The following is a 17,681-nucleotide window of genomic DNA, read 5'->3' as shown; positions in this document are numbered from 1 at the left end:
AGCAGACAGCCCCATTTATTCCTTCCGCTATTGCAGTAAGAGTGCAGTAAGTGCTCATGCAAAGACTCCCGCCGGACCTGGCGCCACCGGTCCTTCGCGCACATGCGCGAAAGCCGTGCCCGGTTCATCAAGGAGACAAACCATGAGATTCCAGGGACATCCTCGCGCCGTGGCCACCATGATGGCCACGGCATTTCTCGCTGCCTGCGGTGGCGGCGATGGCGGCACGTCGGTGCTGGCACTCCCGCCACCGCCCACGGGCATCGTCGAGCCGCCCGCACCGCCATCGGTCGCCGAAGGGCCGCCACCGCTCACGGTGCCCAAGGCCGTCTGCGCCGAGGGCGGCAGCCCCGAATCGGCGCTGCAGGGCCAGGTGCCCGCGGCGCTGCGGCAGGCCGGCTTCAAGGGCTTCTCGTGCAACCTGAAGCTGGCCGGGCAGTTCGAGGGCGAAGGCGGCAGTTGGTCGTCGGCGTTCTTCCGCGATCCTGGTGGGCGCACCTGTGCCTACCATGCGACCGCGCACCCGATCGGCTTCGTCAGCGGCAAGCCGCTCGATCGCGTGAACCCCGGCGTGCCGGTCATCGACATCACCGACCCGGCCAGGCCCTGGCGCTCGATGTCGCTCACCACGGCCGCGATGATCGATCCGTGGGAATCGCTGCGCGTGAATGCACGGCGCCAGCTGCTGCTGGCCGACAACGGAGGCAACAGTGGCCTGTTCGGTGGCGCCGAGGTCGACATCTACGACCTTTCGGCCGATTGCCGCACGCCGCAACTGCTCGCGAGCATGGAGGTGGGCACCGGCAAGGACGGTGGCATCCAGTCGCCGAAGAGTCCGAGGGGGCACGAAGGGAACGTGTCGCCCGATGGCCTGACCTACTACATCGGCGACATCATGAGCCAGCGCTACCACGCGGTCGACATCACGAACTCGACCCGGCCGCGGATGGTGGCTGCGTTCGACATGGCCCCCATAGGCCCGGTGACCGCACACGGGCTCTCGGTCAGCGAGGACGGCAGGCGCGCCTATGTGGTATCGGTCGGCACGCCCACGGCGCAAGAGGTGCTCGATCCCAACGCGAAGACACGCAACGGCTTCCTGATCCTCGACACTTCCGAGGTGCAGGCGCGCGTGCCCAATGCGCAGATGAAGGTGATCTCGGCCACCACCTTCAAGGACGGCAGCGTGGCGCAGCACACCATTCCCGTGACGATCGCGGGCAAGCCCCACCTGGTGATGGTCGACGAAGGCGGCTCGGCGGGCTTGAGCGACACCGCGAACGCCAAGCTGGCCTGCGAGGCGAAGCTGTCGCCCTATCCGATGGCACGCATCTACGACATCAGCGACGAGAAGAAGCCCGTGCTGGTGTCGAAACTGATGCTCGAGACCCACGACCCCACGAACTGCGACAAGGTGCTGCCCGACATCGCGGGCCTGTCGACCTTCACCTACGGCAGCCACTACTGCTCGGTCGACAACCGCAACAACGGCACGGCGCTGGCCTGCTCGTACTTCAACTCGGGCGTGCGCGTGTTCGACATCCGCAATCCCGCACGACCCAAGGAGATCGCGTACTACAACCCCGCGGGCGTGACCGCGCCGCGCGCCGGCTCCATCCACCGGCAGATGTCCTGGGCTGGTCGTGGCGGCCCCGACTGGTGCGCCTCGCGCGTGGACTTCGACTTCGACCGCAAGCTGTTGACCACCATGTGCCAGGACAACGGCCTGCTGATGCTGAAGTTCGCCGAGAACACCTGGCCCTTCGCGCAGAGCACGCCTTCCATGCTGCAGAACTGACGATGACACGAACCCTCGATCGACATCTGCGCGCATGGACGGCCGCCGCCGCCGTGCTGGCGAGCGCCCTGCCCTTCAACGCCGCCGCCTGGGAGGCCGACGTGCATTTCGGCCTCACGCGCTGGCTCGCGGTGCAGGCGGGCTTCAGCGCGCCGCAGGCCGATGCGATCGCGACCGGCAACCAGCGCGTGGACTTCGGCGCGATGGAGACGATGCTGCTCGTGACCGAGTACGCCTGCACCGGCGCCGATGCCGAGAGCCGCGCGGAGGCGGCACGCGCGGCGCGGCGCCTGCACGCCCCCGTCGCCGGCGAGGCTTCGACCGAGGCGCTGCGCACGCTGCTGCGCGATGCGGGGCCGAAGGCCGGATTGCTGCTGCTCAAGTTCGGCGAGGCGCTGCATCCGCTGCAGGATGCATCGGCCCATGAAGGGGCGGACGCGGCCGGGATCGGCGCGCCCGCCATCGCGGGACTGCCCTGCGATCCGCCGCCGCCGGCCGCGGCCTCGGGCGGCGAGCAGGCCCATCGCGCCGACCTCACCGCGGCGCGCCCGGCCGCCGCGCTCGCGATGGCGCGCGCGAGCTTCGAATGGCTGCAGCGCTATCCGCCGATCGCGGACGCGCCGCGCGTGGTCGCCGACTGGCCGCGCGTCGAAGCGCAACTCGGGGGCTTCCTGACGGCTTCCACCAAGGCGGCGAAGGCCGCGTGGTTTCGCGAGCACGGCATGGAGGACACGGGCTTTCTCGAAGGCATCAGCCTGCCCGATGGCGCACAGCCCTGGACCGCGACCTGGTCGGGGCGCCGGCTGCCGCGGCTGCAGGAGGCGGCCTCCACGCAGCATGGCGTGCCCGAGGAGGTGCGCCGCTTCTTCGACGACTTCTTCGCGGCCTGGCTCGGCGATGGCGATCCGGCCGCCGCGCTGGGCCTGGCCAGGGGCGAAGGCACGCCCGCGCAGCGCGACCTCGCGGCGCGGCTGCGCCTGTGGCGCCTGCACGATCACGGCGCCGCGGCCGCGCTGGCCCATGCGCCGTCCGCGCTCACGCGCGCGCAGCTGCAGCGCGTCGATGCGCTCGCGCGCGACCGCTCCGCCTACGCGCGCTATCCGCGGCTGGCCGATGCCTTCTTTCCGCTCATGGCGATCGAGTCCTATGCGCCGCCGTTGCTGCCCTACATCGTGCGGCCGCTGCCCGCGCTCGCGGACGGCGAGCCCCGGATGCTCGCGATCGCGAAGCTGCGGCATGCGCCCTACGACGAGCTGCTGCTGGTCGCGCAGCGCCGCGCGGGGCGCTGGTCGGTGGTGTCGCTGCAGGGCGTGAGGGATCACTGATGGCGATGGATGCGCGCCGATGGATCGGCCGGCATGCGGTCGCGCTGCTGCTGGCCGCCACCTGGGCCACACTGGCGGGCCTGCTCGCGCTCGGGCTGGAGCGCGCGGACCGCGATGCGCGCTTTCTCTACCTGGTGGAGACGCAGGTCTGCCATGTGCCCGGGGCGGTCCAACCCCTGGCCTTGTCGTCCGCGGCCACTGTTGCCGACCCGCGAAAGGCATCGCGCTGATGCGTTCGCCCGTCCGCTGCCGCCCCGCCCTTCTTCTCGCCGCCGCGGCCGTGCCGGGCCTCGCGTTCGCGCATTCCTTCGGCGTGCAATACACGCTGCCGGTGCCGTTCTGGATGTATGCCTATGGCGCGACCGCGGCGCTGGTGCTGTCGTTCGTGATCGTGGGGATCTTCGCGGCCGTGCCGCCCGCGCGGAGCGAGACCTTGTCGAACGCGCGCCGCGTGGGCACGCATGTGTTCGTCCCGGCCTTCGTCGTGCAGGGCCTGCGCGCCCTGTCGGTGGGCCTGCTCGCGCTCACCATCGCCTGCGGCTTCCTCGGCACCGACAACCCGTTCCGCAACCTCAACATGACCCTGTTCTGGATCGTGTTCGTGCTGGGCCTGACCTATGCCACCGCGGTCGTCGGCGACCTGTTCGTGTTCTGCAACCCGTGGCGCGCGCTCTGCGAGCTGCTGCGCGCGCGTTGCGGCATGCGCTTCGGCGGACGCATCGCCTATCCCGCGTGGCTCGCCTACTACCCGGCACTGGCGCTCTACATCGCCTTCATCTGGATCGAGCTGTTCGGCCATGGCACGCCGCGGCAACTGGCGCTGATGCTCACCGCCTACACGCTGCTGACCGTGGCGATGGCCTGGCTCTTCGGCAGCGCGGCCTGGTTCCGGCATGGCGAGTTCTTCGGGTTGTTCCTCTCGCTCGTGGGCCGCATGGCGCCGATCGCGTGGCGGCGCGCCGGCTGCCGCGGCGTGGCGCTGCGCTGGCGCCTGCCGCTGTCGGGGCTGCTCGAGCGCCATCCGGGGCATGTGAGCCTGGTGCTGTTCATCCTGTTCATGCTCTCGTCGACCGCCTACGACGGCGCGCACGAAACCTGGCCCTGGAGCCGGCTGTTCTGGAAGACCCTCTATCCGCTGGTCGAGCCGGCCGTGAAGGCCCACAGCGCCCAGCCCTATGCGACGGCGGCCAGCCTGTTCCATGGCTGGCAGTGGCTGGCGCTGTGCCTCTCGCCCTGGGTCTATCACGGCGTCTACCTGTTCTTCCTCGCGCTCACGCGGCGCGTGGCGGCCTCCGAGCTCTCCACGCGCGCGCTGGCCTGCCGCTTCGCACTGACGCTGGTGCCGATCGCCTTCGTCTACCACGCGACCCACTACTACACGCTGCTGTGGTCCCAGGGCGCGCAGTTGCTGCCGCTCTTGTCCGATCCGCTGGGCCGGGGCTGGAACCTGTTCGGCACGGCACGCGCCGCGATGCCGCCGCGCATCATCGATCTCAACATCGTCTGGCACACCCAGGTCGGGCTGATCCTGGCCGGGCATATCGCGAGCGTGGTGCTGGCCCATGCGGAGGCGCTGCGGATCTTCCGCCACACGGGCCGCGCGCTCGCGAGCCAGGTGCCGATGCTGCTGCTGATGGTCGCGCTGACGGCCGTGGGGCTGTGGATCCTTTCGCTGCCGCTGGCGGGATAGGCGCCGCGTCCTTGTTCATTCCCCTGGAACCGCCATGAAATCCTCACTGGTCTACGCCTTCGGCGGCTTCGCCATCGTCGCGCTGATGGCGCTCGGCTATCTCGCGGCGCGACCGCCGACCGACCCGGCCACGTCCGCCGCGGCACCCGCGCGCACCGGCACGCAGTTCGAGGTGCGGATCGGCGCGGCCGCCGAGGCCGAAGGCACGCCGCTGCCGGTGCTGCCCGTCGCGCGCGGCGACATCGTCTCGATCGCCGTGAGCTCGGCGCAGGCCGGCCAGCTGATGATCCACGGCTACATGCAGGAGATGGTGCCGGTGGCCGCGGGCCAGACCGCCACGCTGCGCCTCGCGGCGCTGCATGCGGGCCGCTACCCGCTGCACCTGCATGGCGACGACCAGAGCCACCGCGAAGTGGCCATTCTCGAGATCCGGCCATGACGCCATGGCGTGTTGGCATACTCGGCCCCCATGACGGTCGAAACATTGGGCGACGAGCGCCCCTATGTCATCGAGGTGCAGGGAGAGGAAGTCACCGTACAGGACACGATGGTGGCCGGCTTCACCTATCGCATTCAGCTCGAATCGCAACTCGGCAGCTCGGCGCGCGTGGTCCAGTGCTTCAAGGCCTGGACCCGGCTGCAGCGCGAAGGCGCCGCGAACCTGCAGGGACCCGAACTGGAGCATGCGGCCGCCTGGCTCGAGGCGCATCGTCAGGCACGCTGGCAGGCACGGCGCTTCTTCCTGGTGCCGAGCGCGAAGACCTTCGTGCTGAGGCTGCGCGAACAACCCAAGCGCTGAGCGGGGCCGATTCCGGTTTGGGAGGGAGTGTTTGGTGCCGCTTGTCCGAATCGAACGGACGACCTTCCGCTTACAAGGCGGGTGCTCTACCAACTGAGCTAAAGCGGCCGAAAAGAAAAACCTGCAGCGGATTCTAGTGGGGGTCCCCACCAGGCCCAGGCCGACTACTTGATGCGCTTGAGCGAAGGCCGCGCGCCGCCACCGGCCGGAGGGCGCGGCGGCTCGTCGGTCGGGTCGGCATCCGGGCCGTCGCCGATCTCCGTCACGTCGCTGCCCGCATCGTCGGCCGTCACCAGGTGCACGACCCGGTTGGCCTCGCTCTCGCCAGCGCCGCGCGAGGCATCGCGCAGTGCCGAACGCACGGGACTCGCCGGCGCCGGCACGCCCGTGGCGGCCGGAGAGTCGAGTCCCATGCCGGTATCGGCCGCGGGAGGCGGCGCGGGAAAGGCCATGCCCTGGCCGTTCTCGCGCGCATAGATCGCAATCACGCGGCCCACGGGCACGCTGATCTCGCGCGCCGTGCCCGCGAAACGGGCCTTGAACTCGATGAAGTCGTTGCCGAGCTTCAGCGAGCTGGTCGCGTCGAAACTGATGTTCAGCACGATCTCGCCGTTCTTCACGTACTCGCGCGGCACCTGGACGGTGTCGTCGACCTGCACCGCGACATAGGGCGTGAACCCGTTGTCGGTGCACCATTCGTACAGCGCCCGGATGAGGTACGGGCGGGTGGAAGACGACTCGAGCGCGTTGATCATGAAGGACGGCGATGAAGCGAAGCGGAAAACGGACCTGCGCGAGGATTACTTGCGCATGACCTTTTCGGAGGGCGTGAGTGCTTCGATGTAGGCCGGGCGCGAGAAGATGCGTTCGGCGTACTTCAGGAGCGGCGCGGCGTTCTTGCTGAGGTCGATGCCATAGTAGTCCAGGCGCCACAGCAGCGGCGCAATGGCCACGTCGAGCATGGAGAAGTTGTCGCCCAGCATGTACTTGTTCTTGAGGAACACCGGGGCGAGTTGCGTGAGGCGGTCGCGGATGTGCGAGCGTGCCTTCTCGAGCGCCTTCTCGTTGCCCTTGGCGGTGCGGTTCTCGAGCGTGGACACGTGAACGAACAGCTCCTTCTCGAAGTTGAGCAGGAACAGGCGCACGCGCGCGCGGTCGACCGGGTCGCCGGGCATCAGCTGCGGATGCGGGAAGCGCTCGTCGATGTACTCGTTGATGATGTTCGACTCGTACAGGATCAGGTCGCGCTCGACCAGGATCGGAACCTGGCCGTAGGGGTTCATCACGCTGATGTCTTCAGGCTTGTTGTAGAGATCGACATCGCGGATCTCGAAGTCCATGCCCTTCTCGAACAGCACGAAGCGGCAGCGGTGGGAAAAGGGGCAGGTCGTACCTGAATACAGCACCATCATGGCGAAAGACTCCTAAAAATCAAAAAGAGTGGGTCGCGTTGGCAACCCACTCCACGGGACCGGCGCACTTGACGCTCCGGTCGGCAAGGATGGAACTACTTGACGTCTTTCCAATACGAGGCGTTCAGTCGCCACACGAAAACCACCGACATCGCGAGGAACAGCAGCACCCAGACACCGATGCGGATGCGCGTGTTCTGCGCGGGCTCGGCCATCCACTGCATGTAGCTCACCAGGTCGCCCACGGCGGTGTCGAACTGCAGCGGGGTCATGGTGCCGGGCGTGACCTGTTCCCACTTATTGGCGAACACGTCGACCTCATGGCCATGCTGCTCGACCTTGGTGTAGACCGGACGGCGCTCGCCTTGCAGCTCCCACAGCGGGTTCGGCATGGCCACGCTCGGGAAGGCCAGGTTGTTCCAGCCGGTGGCCTTGGTGTCGTCGCGGTAGTAGGTGCGCAGGTAGGTGTAGAGATAGTCGGCACCGGTGCCGCCGTGGCCGGCGCGCGAACGCGCGACCAGCGTCAGGTCGGGCGGCGTGGTGCCGAACCATTCCTTGGCCTGGCGCGCATCGATGTTGGCCTTCATGGTCTCGCCGACCTTCTCGGTCGTGAACAGAAGGTTGTCCTTGATCTGCTGCTCGCTGATGCCGATGTCCTGCAGGCGGTTGAAGCGCATGAAGGCGGCCGAGTGGCAGTTGAGGCAGTAGTTGACGAACAGCTTGGCGCCGTTCTGCAGCGCGGCCACATCGTTCGTCTTGTTCGGTGCCTTGTCCCAGGCGAGGCCGCCGGACTCGGCCGAAGCGGCCGCGGAGAAGGTCAGGCCCAGTGCCAAACCCAGGGCCGCGAGCCAGCCGGAAATGCTTTTCTTCATCGTGTGTCTCTCGAGCTGTCTTGCGCTGGTCAGTGGGCGGCGAAGGTCACGCGGTCGGGCACCGTCTTGAACTCGCCCTTGCGGCTCCACCACGGCATCAGCAGGAAGAAACCGAAATAGAACAGCGTGCCGATCTGCGAGATGGTCTGCGCGATGTCGAGCGCGAACGAGCCGATCACGAGGTTGCCCCAGACGCCGGGCGGCTGGATGCCGAGGTAGCCCAGGATCAGGAAGAAGAACACGAACACGCCGTACACGTACTTGTGCCAGCCCGGACGGTAGCGGATCGACTTGACTTCGCTGTGGTCGAGCCACGGCAGGAAGAACAGGATGATGACCGAACCGCCCATCACCACCACGCCCCAGAACTTCGCGTCGAAGGTCTTGAGCAGGAAGATCGCCACGGCAGCCACGACGATGATCGCGACCTTGAGCGCCACGCCCGACTTGCCCTTGACGAAGTTCCAGATCGCGGCCGCGGCGATGATCAGCGAGAACACGTTGACCATGTCGTCGGTGGTTGCACGCAGCATCGAATAGAAGGGCGTGAAGTACCAGACCGGCGCGATGTGGTTCGGCGTCTTCAGCGAGTCGGCCGGGATGAAGTTGTTGTACTCCAGGAAGTAGCCGCCGGCTTCGGGGGCGAAGAAGATCACCGCCGAGAAGATCGTGAGGAACACCACCACGCCGAAGATGTCGTGCACCGTGTAGTACGGGTGCGACGGGATGCCGTCGAGCGGATGGCCGTCGGCACCGCGCTTGGCCTTGATCTCGATGCCGTCGGGGTTGTTCGAACCCACTTCGTGCAGCGCGATCAGGTGGGCCACCACCAGGCCGAGCAACACCAGCGGCACGGCGATCACGTGGAAGCTGAAGAAGCGGTTGAGCGTGGCGTCGCTCACCACGTAGTCGCCGCGGATCAGCAGGGCCAGGTCAGGACCGATGAACGGGATGGCGGCGAACAGGTTCACGATCACCTGGGCGCCCCAGTAGGACATCTGGCCCCAGGGCAGCAGGTAGCCCATGAATGCTTCGGCCATCAGGCACAGGAAGATCGCGCAGCCGAACACCCAGATCAGCTCGCGCGGCTTGCGGTAGCTGCCGTACATGAGGCCGCGGAACATGTGCAGGTAGACCACCACGAAGAACGCGGACGCGCCCGTCGAGTGGATGTAGCGGATCAGCCAGCCCCATGGCACATCGCGCATGATGTACTCGACCGATGCGAAGGCCTGGTTCGCGTCGGGCTTGTAGTGCATCACGAGGAAGATGCCGGTGACGATCTGGATCACGAGGACCAGCATCGCCAGCGAGCCGAAGATGTACCAGAAGTTGAAGTTCTTCGGCGCGTAGTACTTGCCCCATTGGTCGTTCCACAGCTTGCTCAGCGGGAAGCGGTTGTCGACCCAGTTCAGCAGCTTGGCGCTGGCCGGGGCGTTGGGGGAGATTTCGTGGAATTCAGCCATGTTCTTCTTCTGCCTCAGGCCTTCTTGGAGTCTTCACCGATCAGGAGCTTGGTGTCCGACAGGTACATGTGCGGCGGCACAGGCAGGTTGTCGGGCGCGGGCTTGTTCTTGAAGACGCGGCCGGCCAGGTCGAACGTGGAACCGTGGCAAGGGCAGAGGAAGCCGCCTTCCCAGTCGTTGGGCAGCGAGGGCTGCGGGCCGGCCTGCAGGCGGTCCACCGGCGAGCAGCCGAGGTGGGTGCAGATGCCGACCACGACCAGCACGTCGGGCTTGATCGAGCGGTGCTCGTTCTGGGCGTACTTGGGCGTGAATTCGTCGGGATGACGCTTGGACTGCGGGTCCGCGAGCTGCGCATCGAGCTTCGGGAGCTCGGCGACCTGCTCGGGCGAGCGCTTGAGGATCCAGACCGGCTTGCCGCGCCACTCGACGGTGACTTTCTCGCCGACCTTCAGGCCGGAGATGTCGACCTCGACGGCAGCGCCGGCGGCCTTGGCCTTTTCGGAGGGCTGGAACGTGCTGACAAAGGGAATCGCGGTGGCCACGCCTCCCACTGCACCGGCACAGCCGGACGCGATCAACCAGGTCCGCTTGCTTGTGTCGATCCGGGGGGAGCCGGCGGTCATGTCACTCATGGGGATCCTCTATCTTCTTCGCTGGAGCAGGGTCAACCGACGATTGTAGCGGGGCGCAACGTGCGAATTCAACGGTTGCAAGACCGCGCGGTCGCACGAATGACGCTCCGATCCGACATCGGCGGGGCGCGGAAGGCGCGCACGCGAAAACGCCCGCGGCTCGTCGCCGCGGGCGTTTCACGAGGGGAGATTCAGTTCAGCAGGCCGTGCTGCATCGCTTCGCGAACGGCTTGCGTGCGCGACTTGACCGCGAGCTTGCGGTAGATGCTCTTGGCATGGAACTCGATCGTGTTGATCGAGAGATAGAAGGCCTCGGCGATCTGCCGATTGCTCCAGCCCTGCGCGATCAGGTTCAGCACCTTGAGCTCGCTGACCGACAGCACGGACTTCGGCGCCTCGGCCTCAGCGGCGGCCGACGGCACCTGCGTGCTGCTGCTGGCTGGCGCGCGGCGCGGCGTGCCGAACATGCGCTCGAGCACGCAACGGGCAACACGCGGATCCATGGCCGCGCCGCCGCGTTCGAGCGAGCGCAGCAGGAAGACCAGTTCGGTGTCGAGCGCATCGGTGAGCAGGTAGCCCGCCACGCCGGCCGACACCGCGGCGCGCACGCGCTGCGTGTCGGGCAGCGCCGAGACGGCGATGCGCTCCATGTGCGGGTGCGCTTCGCGCAGATGCAGGATCGTCGAGACACCGCCGTCCTCCGGCAGGTCCATGCCGATCAGCGCCAGCGCGCAGGGACTGCGGGCCAGGATCTCGCGAGCCTGCGCGCACGAACGGGCGACCAGCACCCGGGCCCGCGGCTCGAGCACGGACACCACGCTGCGCAGGCGCTCGGTCACTTGAAGATCGTCGTGGACGATCAGCACGCTCTGGAACTTCGAATTCCTCGCCATCGCGCTGGCGTCGGTCTTTTCCAACAGAATTTCCACCTTGAATCTCCCGATGCGGCAACTGGGTTGCGGGTCTGAAAAAAGTTAACGTTGGTTTACGCAAACGCAGGATCGATGCCTGCGCGTGCCGCCCCAGAGCCAGCGCGGCCATGAGATCGCCCACACTGTTGATTTCATTGGATTTTTTCGAAGGCACTCGACTTGAATGCCCCCGGAACCCGGTGGACTGGAGGCCTTTTGGAGGCCTCGTTACGGCCGACATCGCGGTCGTTGCTACGTAACATCACATCCGTAACCTTTTCACGATCGCCGCTATGGCTTCTTCTGAAAGAAGAAACCAAGTGCAAGCGGGTTGCTACCCACTTTCAATACTGCTACCCTTGACGCGATTGCATAAAAATCTTTGAGAGGATCCCTTATGAAGACCACCAAACTGGTTGCAGCTGTCGCCCTTTCCGCTCTGGCGGCTTCTTCCGCGTTCGCTCAAGGCGCTCCTGCCGGCGGCAATGCCGCCACAAACAACGCCCAAGGCGGACTGACGACCGAACAGTGGGTTGCCGCTGGCGCAGGTGCAGCCGTCTTCGTCGCCGCCGTGAGCGGCAATGGCGGCAATTCGGGCGGCGGCTTCGGCCTGATCCCTGGCACCGGCACGACTGGCACCACCGGCACTCACCGCTGATGTTGCGAGCCCTCCTAGACGGAGGGCACTCGCTGAAAGGTCCCCGCGTCGGTATCGCCACGCGACTTATTAAATGTTGCCTTTGGGCAACGTTTTTTTTGGGCGTTGGCGGTTGTTCTTCCGGTTCTTCGGCCATTGTGGAGACGGCGCGCGCGCTCTATCGGGGGCAGCCGTCTGCAGCCACACCGAATTTCAATCCCAATTTTGCTTACCTGAGAGCCAATATCTCGGGTCGCACCATCTATATGGTGCTCGGCTATCTGGACCCGCGGCCGGAAGGCACCGTCGAGGTCTGGTACAGCGGTGGCGGTGAAGTCGTGCGACTGCAGAACGGTCGCCTGGTCGGCACTACCGGGCTCACCACGGATTGGCGCGCCGTTCGCATCGCCGATTGGCCCGCCTGGCCTGCAGTTGCCTCGACACCCAGCAATGCGCCCATCGCGCAGCACTATGTGCGCGAGCGCGACGTCATGCCAGGCTATCGATTCGGCATCAGTGACGAAATTACCCGTATTTCCATCCCCGCGCCCGGCGACACAGCCATCGCGGGCGCGGACCCGAAGTCGCTGCAGTGGTACGAGGAGCGCAGCGTCTCGCGCCCAGCGACTGGCTCGCTCCCTACCGCCCGGTTCGGAATCTCGTACAAGACAGGCACACCTGTTGTCATCTATTCCGAGCAGTGCATCTCCAACAATCTGTGTATGAGCTTCGAGCGGTGGACACCCCCCACGCCGGCAGCCGGCGCCCCGGCGAGCGCTGGGACATGACCTCCCGAGGTTCGCATCCCCGGCATTCCTACTGGCCTCGTCACATCGCGGCGGCGTGCGCACTGGTCGTCACATGCGGCGCATGGGCACAGCAAGCGATGCCGGCGACTTCGAACGACCAGACGCCCCGCTCCGACACCGATGTCCGCGCCGGCGAACGATTCAGCACATGGTTGCTGCGGCAGCCACCGGAAACGGCCTCCCCCGGGCTCTCGTGGCGCGTCCCCGAGGAGCGGCTGGCCCAGCAGTTCCTGAAGAACACACTGCTGGTTCGCCTCGAAGCCGAAGCCCGCCGCGCCTCACGCGAGAGCCAGGTCGACCGGCTTGCCCTGATCACCTGGCTACAAGGCTTGCCGGTGACCGGACGCGTAGCCCTCGGCATCGTCGATCCTCGATGGCTGGAAACACATCCCGCAGAAGATCCCGTGCTGTCGGCCGGCCAGCAGCTCGTGCCTGGACCGCGAGAATTGAAGACCATTGCCGTGGTGCGCCCCAACGGCGAGCTTTGCCATGTCCGGCACGAGGCCGGGCGCAGCGCCTGGGACTATGCAAAGGCCTGCGACCTGCCCACCGCGGATTGGGCCTGGGTGGCACAGCCCGACGGCCGCACGGCGCGCGTCGGTGTGGCCCCCTGGAACGCCCAGCCCTCCGATGAACCCGCGCCCGGCTCCTGGATCTGGGCCGCGCCTCGACAGATGCCGGACCTGGTCGCGGCCTCGGAGGGGATGATCAAGTTCCTGGCGACCCAGGGACCGTCGCCCCAGGCGCTGGATGCCGCGGCGCTCGATACGGTCGCGCTGACCACCGCTTCAGACAAGCACCCACCACTGACCACGAGTCTCGGCGCCGGAAAAGACACCGCGCCCGCCCACTACGCGCCGGTCCGCTCCGTGCTGCCCGAGCCCGTGTCCACCCCCAAGGCCTTCAGGACCAGCACCAACGACTGGGGCGAAACCGGCCTCCTGCAGACGCCCACGGCCCGTATGGGCGAGCTCGGCGACTTCCGGTTTTCGTTCACCAACGTCTATCCCTACTCGCGGCTGAACTTCATGTTCCAGCCGCTGGAGTGGTTCGAAGCCGGCTTTCGCTATACCTCGATCAGCAACCAAGCCTACGCGGCCAGTACCACAGGCCAATCGAACAAGGACAAGAGTATCGATTTCAAGGTCCGGCTCGCCAAGGAATCGGCCTACGTGCCGGAACTCGCCCTTGGATTCCGCGACTTCGGCGGTACCGGCCTGTTCTCGTCCGAATATCTCGTCGCCAGCAAGCGCTACGGCGACTTCGATTTCAGCCTCGGCATCGGCTGGGGCTACATGGGCAGCAGCGGCAACATCAAGAATCCGCTGATCGCGATCAGCAACCGCTTCAGAACGCGTTCCGGTAACACCGCCTCGACCGGAGGCCAAGCCAACTTCAACAGCTTCTTCCGCGGGCCCGCAGCGCTTTTCGGCGGCGTCGAATGGCGCACGCCCTGGGATCCGCTGACCCTGAAGCTCGAGTACGACGGCAACGACTACCAGCACGAGCCATCGGGCATCAATCAGCGCCAGCGCACCCCTTTCAACGTGGGCCTCGAGTATCGTTACTCGCCGGCTGTTTCCTTCTCGCTGGGCTTCGAGCGTGGCGACAAGGTCATGCTCGGTGTGTCGCTCTCGACCAACCTTGCCAAGCTCCAGTCCCCCAAGGTGGCCGATGCGCCGTTACCGCGCTTCACGCCCGAAGCCCCCAAGGCACCGCCTGGCTGGCCGACGACCGCCGCCGACATCGAAGCCCGCACCGAATGGACCGTGCAGCGCATCGCCCCGCAGGGCGACAAGCTCCATGTCTGGATCAGCGAGAGCATGACGGTCTATCGCGAAGCGCGCGTCGAAACCATCACCGCGCTGCTGCATCGCGATGCGCCGGCTTCCATCAAATACTTCGTGCTCCACTACCGCGAGCGCGGACTTTCGCTGCACGCGCAGGTGATCAACCGCGACGAGTGGGTCAACGAGCACTACAAGGCGATGACCCCCAGCGAGAAGCGCGCGGTCGGCCAGCGCGAGTACGCGCCGAACGTCGATAGCAGCGAAGACATGCAGCCCCTGCCGGCAGTGGTTGCAACGGCGGCGAGTGCTTCCGTCAATTCGCCGCAGAATGCGGCCGATGCCTCTTCGACGGACACAGCCATGGCTGCGGCGCCCGCACCGATGGCCCCGTGGGAACGCAAGCGCGAGCGCTACACCTTCGGCATCACGCCCAGCACCACGCAGATCGTCGGTGGCCCGGACGCCTTCCTGCTCTATCAGATCGGCATCCAAGCGGTTCTCGAGTACCGATTCACCGACAGCACCTGGTTCAACGGCGCCCTCAACTGGCGCATGTTCGACAACTTCGACAAGTTCAGCTACACCGCCCCCAGCAACCTGCCACGCGTGCGGACCTTTCAGCGAGAGTACGCAACGACGAAACGGCTGACGATGCCGGTGTTCCAACTCACGCATGTGGGCCGGCTCGCCGAGGATCAGTACTACAGCGTCTACGGCGGCGCTCTCGAACCCATGTTTGCTGGCGTCGGTGCCGAATGGCTCTACCGCCCGTCACGCAGCCGTGTCGCTTTCGGCATCGACATCAACCACGTGCGGCAACGCGATTTCGCGCAGGACTTCGGTCTGCGCGACTACAAGGTCAACACGGGCCATGCCACGCTGTACTGGGACACGGGCTGGAACGGCGTTCGCGCAACCATCAGCGTGGGTCAGTACCTTGCGGGTGACAAGGGCGTCACGCTCAACGTCAGCAAGAGCTTCGACAACGGCGTCGTGCTCGGCGCTTATGCAACCAAGACGAACGTTTCTTCGCGGGAGTTCGGTGAGGGTAGCTTCGACAAGGGCATTTATGTAGCGGTGCCCTTCGACGCATTCCTCCCGAAATCGAGCAAGTTCACCGCTGCCTTCAATTGGTCGCCGCTCATTCGGGATGGTGGGGCGAAGCTGGGTCGGATCAATCCGCTGTACGACATGACTTCGATCAGGGATCCAAAGGCCTTCTCGATCGAGGCTCCGGAGAGCAATCCGCCGCGGGCGGGGGACAACATTTTGAACTTCGAAGGGGCTCGCTGAGGCGGAGGATCGACGACTGTGGGCTGAGGAACGTGTCGAGAACTCCAGTCCCCACAGCGCTGCGTTCGAAGGCACTCATATCAAAAACAAGGCGGCCCGTTGCTGAAGCGACGGGCCGCCTTGTCGTTTGTTTTCAGTCGTCCTAAGGCGCGGGTCAAGCAATCCGATCAGGCGACCAGAGCAGCCCCGGCAACCCGAGGAGAGGTGTCCAGCAGGACCTCACCACCAATGACGTTCGAATCCGGATCGACGTCACGCAACAGCACTGCATTTGCCGAGTTTCTTTCCAAATGCACCCAATCGACCACCTCCGCGTGCGGCTGGTATCCGGGTAGCATCTGCGCCAACGCGTGCTTGAGCGCCGGTACATCGTTACGATCAAGAATGGCTCCCAGTATTGTGAACTGCCGCCAGAGCTCATCGGCCGGTGGGCAAGGCTCGTGAGCCTTCATCACCCGAGAGTGCGTGGTCTGCATCGCGTTGTCCCCGATGAGAAGCTCTTCGTAGAGTTTTTCACCCGGTCGCAGACCTGTAATGCGAAGTTCGATGTCTCCGTCAGGGGCATTCTCGTCACGAACGGTTCGCCCCGACAGCTCTACCAGCCTCCGGGCCAGATCGATGATTCGAACCGGTTCGCCCATGTCGAGAACGAAGACGTCTCCACCTTGCGCCATGGCGCCAGCCTGGATGACGAGTTGCGCCGCCTCCGGGATCGTCATGAAGTAACGGGTGATATCGGCGTGCGTCAAAGTAATCGGGCCACCAGCCTCGATCTGCCGGCGAAACAACGGAACCACCGAGCCGCTAGAGCCCAGGACATTGCCGAAGCGCACCATCGAAAAGCAGGTTCCTGAAGGCTGCTGTGCCAACCCTTGCAAGGCGAGTTCGGCCAAGCGCTTGCTCGCTCCCATGATATTGGTCGGCCGCACCGCCTTGTCGGTACTCACCAGCACGAATCGGCGAACCTGGCATTCCATTGCGACCTGCGCCGCCAGAAGCGTACCCAGCGAGTTGTTCCGAACGCCTTCGACAGGGTTGTGCTCGACGAGCGGTACGTGCTTGTAGGCGGCCGCGTGGTAGACGGTATCGGGCCGCCAAGTACGCATGATTTCGCGCAGGCGTGCCGGGTCTCGCACCGAGGCAAGGAGAGGGATGATCTGGACCTCCGGACTCATCGCCTCTAGTTCTTGATGAATGGCGTAAAGCGCAAACTCCGTCAGCTCCACCAACAGCAGCTTCGACGGCGAAAGTTTGACGATCTGTCGGCAGAGCTCGCTGCCGATCGAGCCGCCGGCGCCCGTGACCAATACCACCTGGTGTCGTATGTGCTTGTGCAGTAGATCGTCGACCGGCGCGACAGGATCACGGCCCAGCAGATCCTCGATATCAACTTCGACCAAGTCATGAACTTGGACGCGGCCGTTGGCCAAATCAGCGAGCGCGGGCAGCGTACGCACATGCAGATGAAGCGGAAGCAAATCGTGCAGGATCTCGGCTCGCCGTGCCCTGCTGGTAGAGGGCATCGCCAGCAAGACGTCAGAAATCCCGAGCATCGCGGCGTTCTCTCGCAACCAGCTTGGCGGCTGAATCCTGATGCCGTTAAGAGTGCTGCCATGAAGATGCTTTGCATCATCGATGAATGCTCGCACCAGCATGTCGCGACTCTGCGCGAGCGCTGCCGCGAGCTGCAACCCCGCACCGCCAGCGCCATAGATGACCACCTGCGGCAATGACTTGCGCTGGACCGCGCTCATGTACATGCCACCGAGCCAGTAGCGCGCGAGCATGCGCAATCCACCAATACACATGAATAGCAGCAGCGGGACTAGCAGCCCAACTGTTCGTGGCACGGAACTGACGCCGACGATCGTAAAGAGCGCGGCATAGGCTAGCCCGAACAGCGCACAAGCCCGCAAGATAGCCAAGACCGCCGGTGCACCCGCATAGCGAAAGATCGCACGATACAGGCCAAAGATGGTGAAAAGTGGAAGCGCAATCAACACCGCCACTGTTGCTGCCCACCATTGCAACCCACGAGGAAGCATCCACTGCTCGAAACGCAAGCTCAACGCAAAACAGACACACAGCACGCACACGAGCGCGTCCACGCACAATGCCAGTAACCGTTTGGCAGGCCTAGGCAATCCGAGCAACTGCTCTGCCAGACGATTGATCACGCAGGAACTCCTACCCGAGCCGCGCCCGGACATTGCGAAAGATTTTGCCCCTCATGCTTCAGGCCATCCC

General features: G+C 65.5%; 16 protein-coding genes and 1 tRNA gene. 9 read left to right on the top strand and 8 right to left on the bottom strand.

Annotated elements, in window-relative coordinates; all coding sequences use genetic code 11:
• The first annotated feature begins 142 nt into the window (after positions 1 to 142).
• The 6 genes from KV106_RS10265 to KV106_RS10240 are packed head-to-tail and all read left to right on the top strand — an operon-like array spanning position 143 to position 5,612.
• Positions 143 to 1,798, top strand: coding sequence for an LVIVD repeat-containing protein (locus KV106_RS10265; protein ID WP_261209949.1), 1,656 nt, complete (start codon positions 143 to 145; stop codon positions 1,796 to 1,798).
• 2 nt (positions 1,799 to 1,800) lie between these two features.
• On the top strand, positions 1,801 to 3,123 hold the full coding sequence (locus KV106_RS10260) for a hypothetical protein (protein WP_261209947.1): 1,323 nt from the start codon (positions 1,801 to 1,803) through the stop codon (positions 3,121 to 3,123).
• The gene (locus KV106_RS10255; protein WP_261209945.1) at positions 3,123 to 3,353 is read left to right on the top strand and encodes a hypothetical protein; all 231 of its coding nucleotides are present in this window, start codon (positions 3,123 to 3,125) and stop codon (positions 3,351 to 3,353) included. The genes KV106_RS10260 and KV106_RS10255 overlap by 1 nt, the downstream gene beginning before the upstream one ends.
• Complete coding sequence (locus tag KV106_RS10250; protein ID WP_261209943.1) at positions 3,353 to 4,813, top strand: hypothetical protein; 1,461 nt, start codon at positions 3,353 to 3,355, stop codon at positions 4,811 to 4,813. Before KV106_RS10255 ends, KV106_RS10250 begins: the two co-directional genes overlap by 1 nt.
• A gap of 34 nt (positions 4,814 to 4,847) precedes the next feature.
• Positions 4,848 to 5,252: a hypothetical protein gene (locus tag KV106_RS10245; RefSeq protein ID WP_261209941.1), complete on the top strand. Its 405-nt coding sequence runs from the start codon at positions 4,848 to 4,850 to the stop codon at positions 5,250 to 5,252.
• 30 nt (positions 5,253 to 5,282) lie between these two features.
• Entirely contained in the window at positions 5,283 to 5,612 is a 330-nt protein-coding gene (locus KV106_RS10240; RefSeq protein ID WP_261209939.1) for a hypothetical protein, read from the top strand.
• 32 nt (positions 5,613 to 5,644) lie between these two features.
• Here the strand turns inward: KV106_RS10240 and KV106_RS10235 are convergent.
• The 7 genes from KV106_RS10235 to KV106_RS10205 all read right to left on the bottom strand — a co-directional run bounded on the left by KV106_RS10235 (position 5,645) and on the right by KV106_RS10205 (position 10,911).
• Positions 5,645 to 5,720: transfer RNA gene (locus tag KV106_RS10235), tRNA-Thr, on the bottom strand.
• Positions 5,721 to 5,776: 56 nt separating this feature from the next.
• Entirely contained in the window at positions 5,777 to 6,367 is a 591-nt protein-coding gene (locus KV106_RS10230) for a ClpXP protease specificity-enhancing factor (protein WP_261209938.1), read from the bottom strand.
• A 45-nt stretch (positions 6,368 to 6,412) separates the two neighbouring features.
• Positions 6,413 to 7,024, bottom strand: a complete 612-nt coding sequence (locus KV106_RS10225; RefSeq protein WP_057596959.1) for a glutathione S-transferase N-terminal domain-containing protein — start codon at positions 7,022 to 7,024, stop codon at positions 6,413 to 6,415.
• A 95-nt stretch (positions 7,025 to 7,119) separates the two neighbouring features.
• Entirely contained in the window at positions 7,120 to 7,896 is a 777-nt protein-coding gene (locus KV106_RS10220; protein ID WP_261209935.1) for a cytochrome c1, read from the bottom strand.
• Positions 7,897 to 7,925: 29 nt separating this feature from the next.
• On the bottom strand, positions 7,926 to 9,362 hold the full coding sequence (locus tag KV106_RS10215) for a cytochrome b (protein ID WP_261209932.1): 1,437 nt from the start codon (positions 9,360 to 9,362) through the stop codon (positions 7,926 to 7,928).
• 14 nt (positions 9,363 to 9,376) lie between these two features.
• Positions 9,377 to 9,994: a ubiquinol-cytochrome c reductase iron-sulfur subunit gene (gene petA, locus KV106_RS10210; RefSeq protein WP_057596962.1), complete on the bottom strand. Its 618-nt coding sequence runs from the start codon at positions 9,992 to 9,994 to the stop codon at positions 9,377 to 9,379.
• Between the two features lie 191 nt (positions 9,995 to 10,185).
• Entirely contained in the window at positions 10,186 to 10,911 is a 726-nt protein-coding gene (locus KV106_RS10205; RefSeq protein ID WP_261209929.1) for a response regulator transcription factor, read from the bottom strand.
• Between the two features lie 391 nt (positions 10,912 to 11,302).
• On the opposite strand from KV106_RS10205, the gene KV106_RS10200 reads away from it, so the two are divergent.
• From KV106_RS10200 to KV106_RS10190, 3 genes are read left to right on the top strand one after another with little or no spacing between them, the layout of a single operon-like run.
• Positions 11,303 to 11,563, top strand: a complete 261-nt coding sequence (locus KV106_RS10200) for a hypothetical protein (protein WP_261209927.1) — start codon at positions 11,303 to 11,305, stop codon at positions 11,561 to 11,563.
• Complete coding sequence (locus tag KV106_RS10195; protein WP_261209925.1) at positions 11,563 to 12,330, top strand: YjbF family lipoprotein; 768 nt, start codon at positions 11,563 to 11,565, stop codon at positions 12,328 to 12,330. Before KV106_RS10200 ends, KV106_RS10195 begins: the two co-directional genes overlap by 1 nt.
• Positions 12,279 to 15,434: a YjbH domain-containing protein gene (locus KV106_RS10190; protein ID WP_261209923.1), complete on the top strand. Its 3,156-nt coding sequence runs from the start codon at positions 12,279 to 12,281 to the stop codon at positions 15,432 to 15,434. The genes KV106_RS10195 and KV106_RS10190 overlap by 52 nt, the downstream gene beginning before the upstream one ends.
• A gap of 167 nt (positions 15,435 to 15,601) precedes the next feature.
• On the opposite strand, the gene KV106_RS10185 is transcribed toward KV106_RS10190, so the two are convergent.
• Entirely contained in the window at positions 15,602 to 17,611 is a 2,010-nt protein-coding gene (locus tag KV106_RS10185; RefSeq protein WP_261209921.1) for a polysaccharide biosynthesis protein, read from the bottom strand.
• Positions 17,612 to 17,681 lie beyond the last annotated feature (70 nt).

It is taken from the genome of Variovorax endophyticus, assembly GCF_025376855.1.
Lineage (GTDB): Bacteria > Pseudomonadota > Gammaproteobacteria > Burkholderiales > Burkholderiaceae_C > Variovorax.
Note: the sequence above shows the minus strand (reverse complement) of the source record. Positions and strands in the feature narration are given on the sequence as shown.

What these genes read in the sequence shown, in the direction of transcription:
- KV106_RS10265 (WP_261209949.1), top strand. Translation starts at nt 143, where the DNA reads ATGAGATTCCAGGGACATCCTCGCGCCGTGGCCACCATGATGGCCACG.
- KV106_RS10260 (WP_261209947.1), top strand. Translation starts at nt 1,801, where the DNA reads ATGACACGAACCCTCGATCGACATCTGCGCGCATGGACGGCCGCCGCC.
- KV106_RS10255 (WP_261209945.1), top strand. Translation starts at nt 3,123, where the DNA reads ATGGCGATGGATGCGCGCCGATGGATCGGCCGGCATGCGGTCGCGCTG.
- KV106_RS10250 (WP_261209943.1), top strand. Translation starts at nt 3,353, where the DNA reads ATGCGTTCGCCCGTCCGCTGCCGCCCCGCCCTTCTTCTCGCCGCCGCG.
- KV106_RS10245 (WP_261209941.1), top strand. Translation starts at nt 4,848, where the DNA reads ATGAAATCCTCACTGGTCTACGCCTTCGGCGGCTTCGCCATCGTCGCG.
- KV106_RS10240 (WP_261209939.1), top strand. Translation starts at nt 5,283, where the DNA reads ATGACGGTCGAAACATTGGGCGACGAGCGCCCCTATGTCATCGAGGTG.
- KV106_RS10230 (WP_261209938.1), bottom strand. Translation starts at nt 6,367, where the DNA reads ATGATCAACGCGCTCGAGTCGTCTTCCACCCGCCCGTACCTCATCCGG.
- KV106_RS10225 (WP_057596959.1), bottom strand. Translation starts at nt 7,024, where the DNA reads ATGATGGTGCTGTATTCAGGTACGACCTGCCCCTTTTCCCACCGCTGC.
- KV106_RS10220 (WP_261209935.1), bottom strand. Translation starts at nt 7,896, where the DNA reads ATGAAGAAAAGCATTTCCGGCTGGCTCGCGGCCCTGGGTTTGGCACTG.
- KV106_RS10215 (WP_261209932.1), bottom strand. Translation starts at nt 9,362, where the DNA reads ATGGCTGAATTCCACGAAATCTCCCCCAACGCCCCGGCCAGCGCCAAG.
- petA (WP_057596962.1), bottom strand. Translation starts at nt 9,994, where the DNA reads ATGAGTGACATGACCGCCGGCTCCCCCCGGATCGACACAAGCAAGCGG.
- KV106_RS10200 (WP_261209927.1), top strand. Translation starts at nt 11,303, where the DNA reads ATGAAGACCACCAAACTGGTTGCAGCTGTCGCCCTTTCCGCTCTGGCG.
- KV106_RS10195 (WP_261209925.1), top strand. Translation starts at nt 11,563, where the DNA reads ATGTTGCGAGCCCTCCTAGACGGAGGGCACTCGCTGAAAGGTCCCCGC.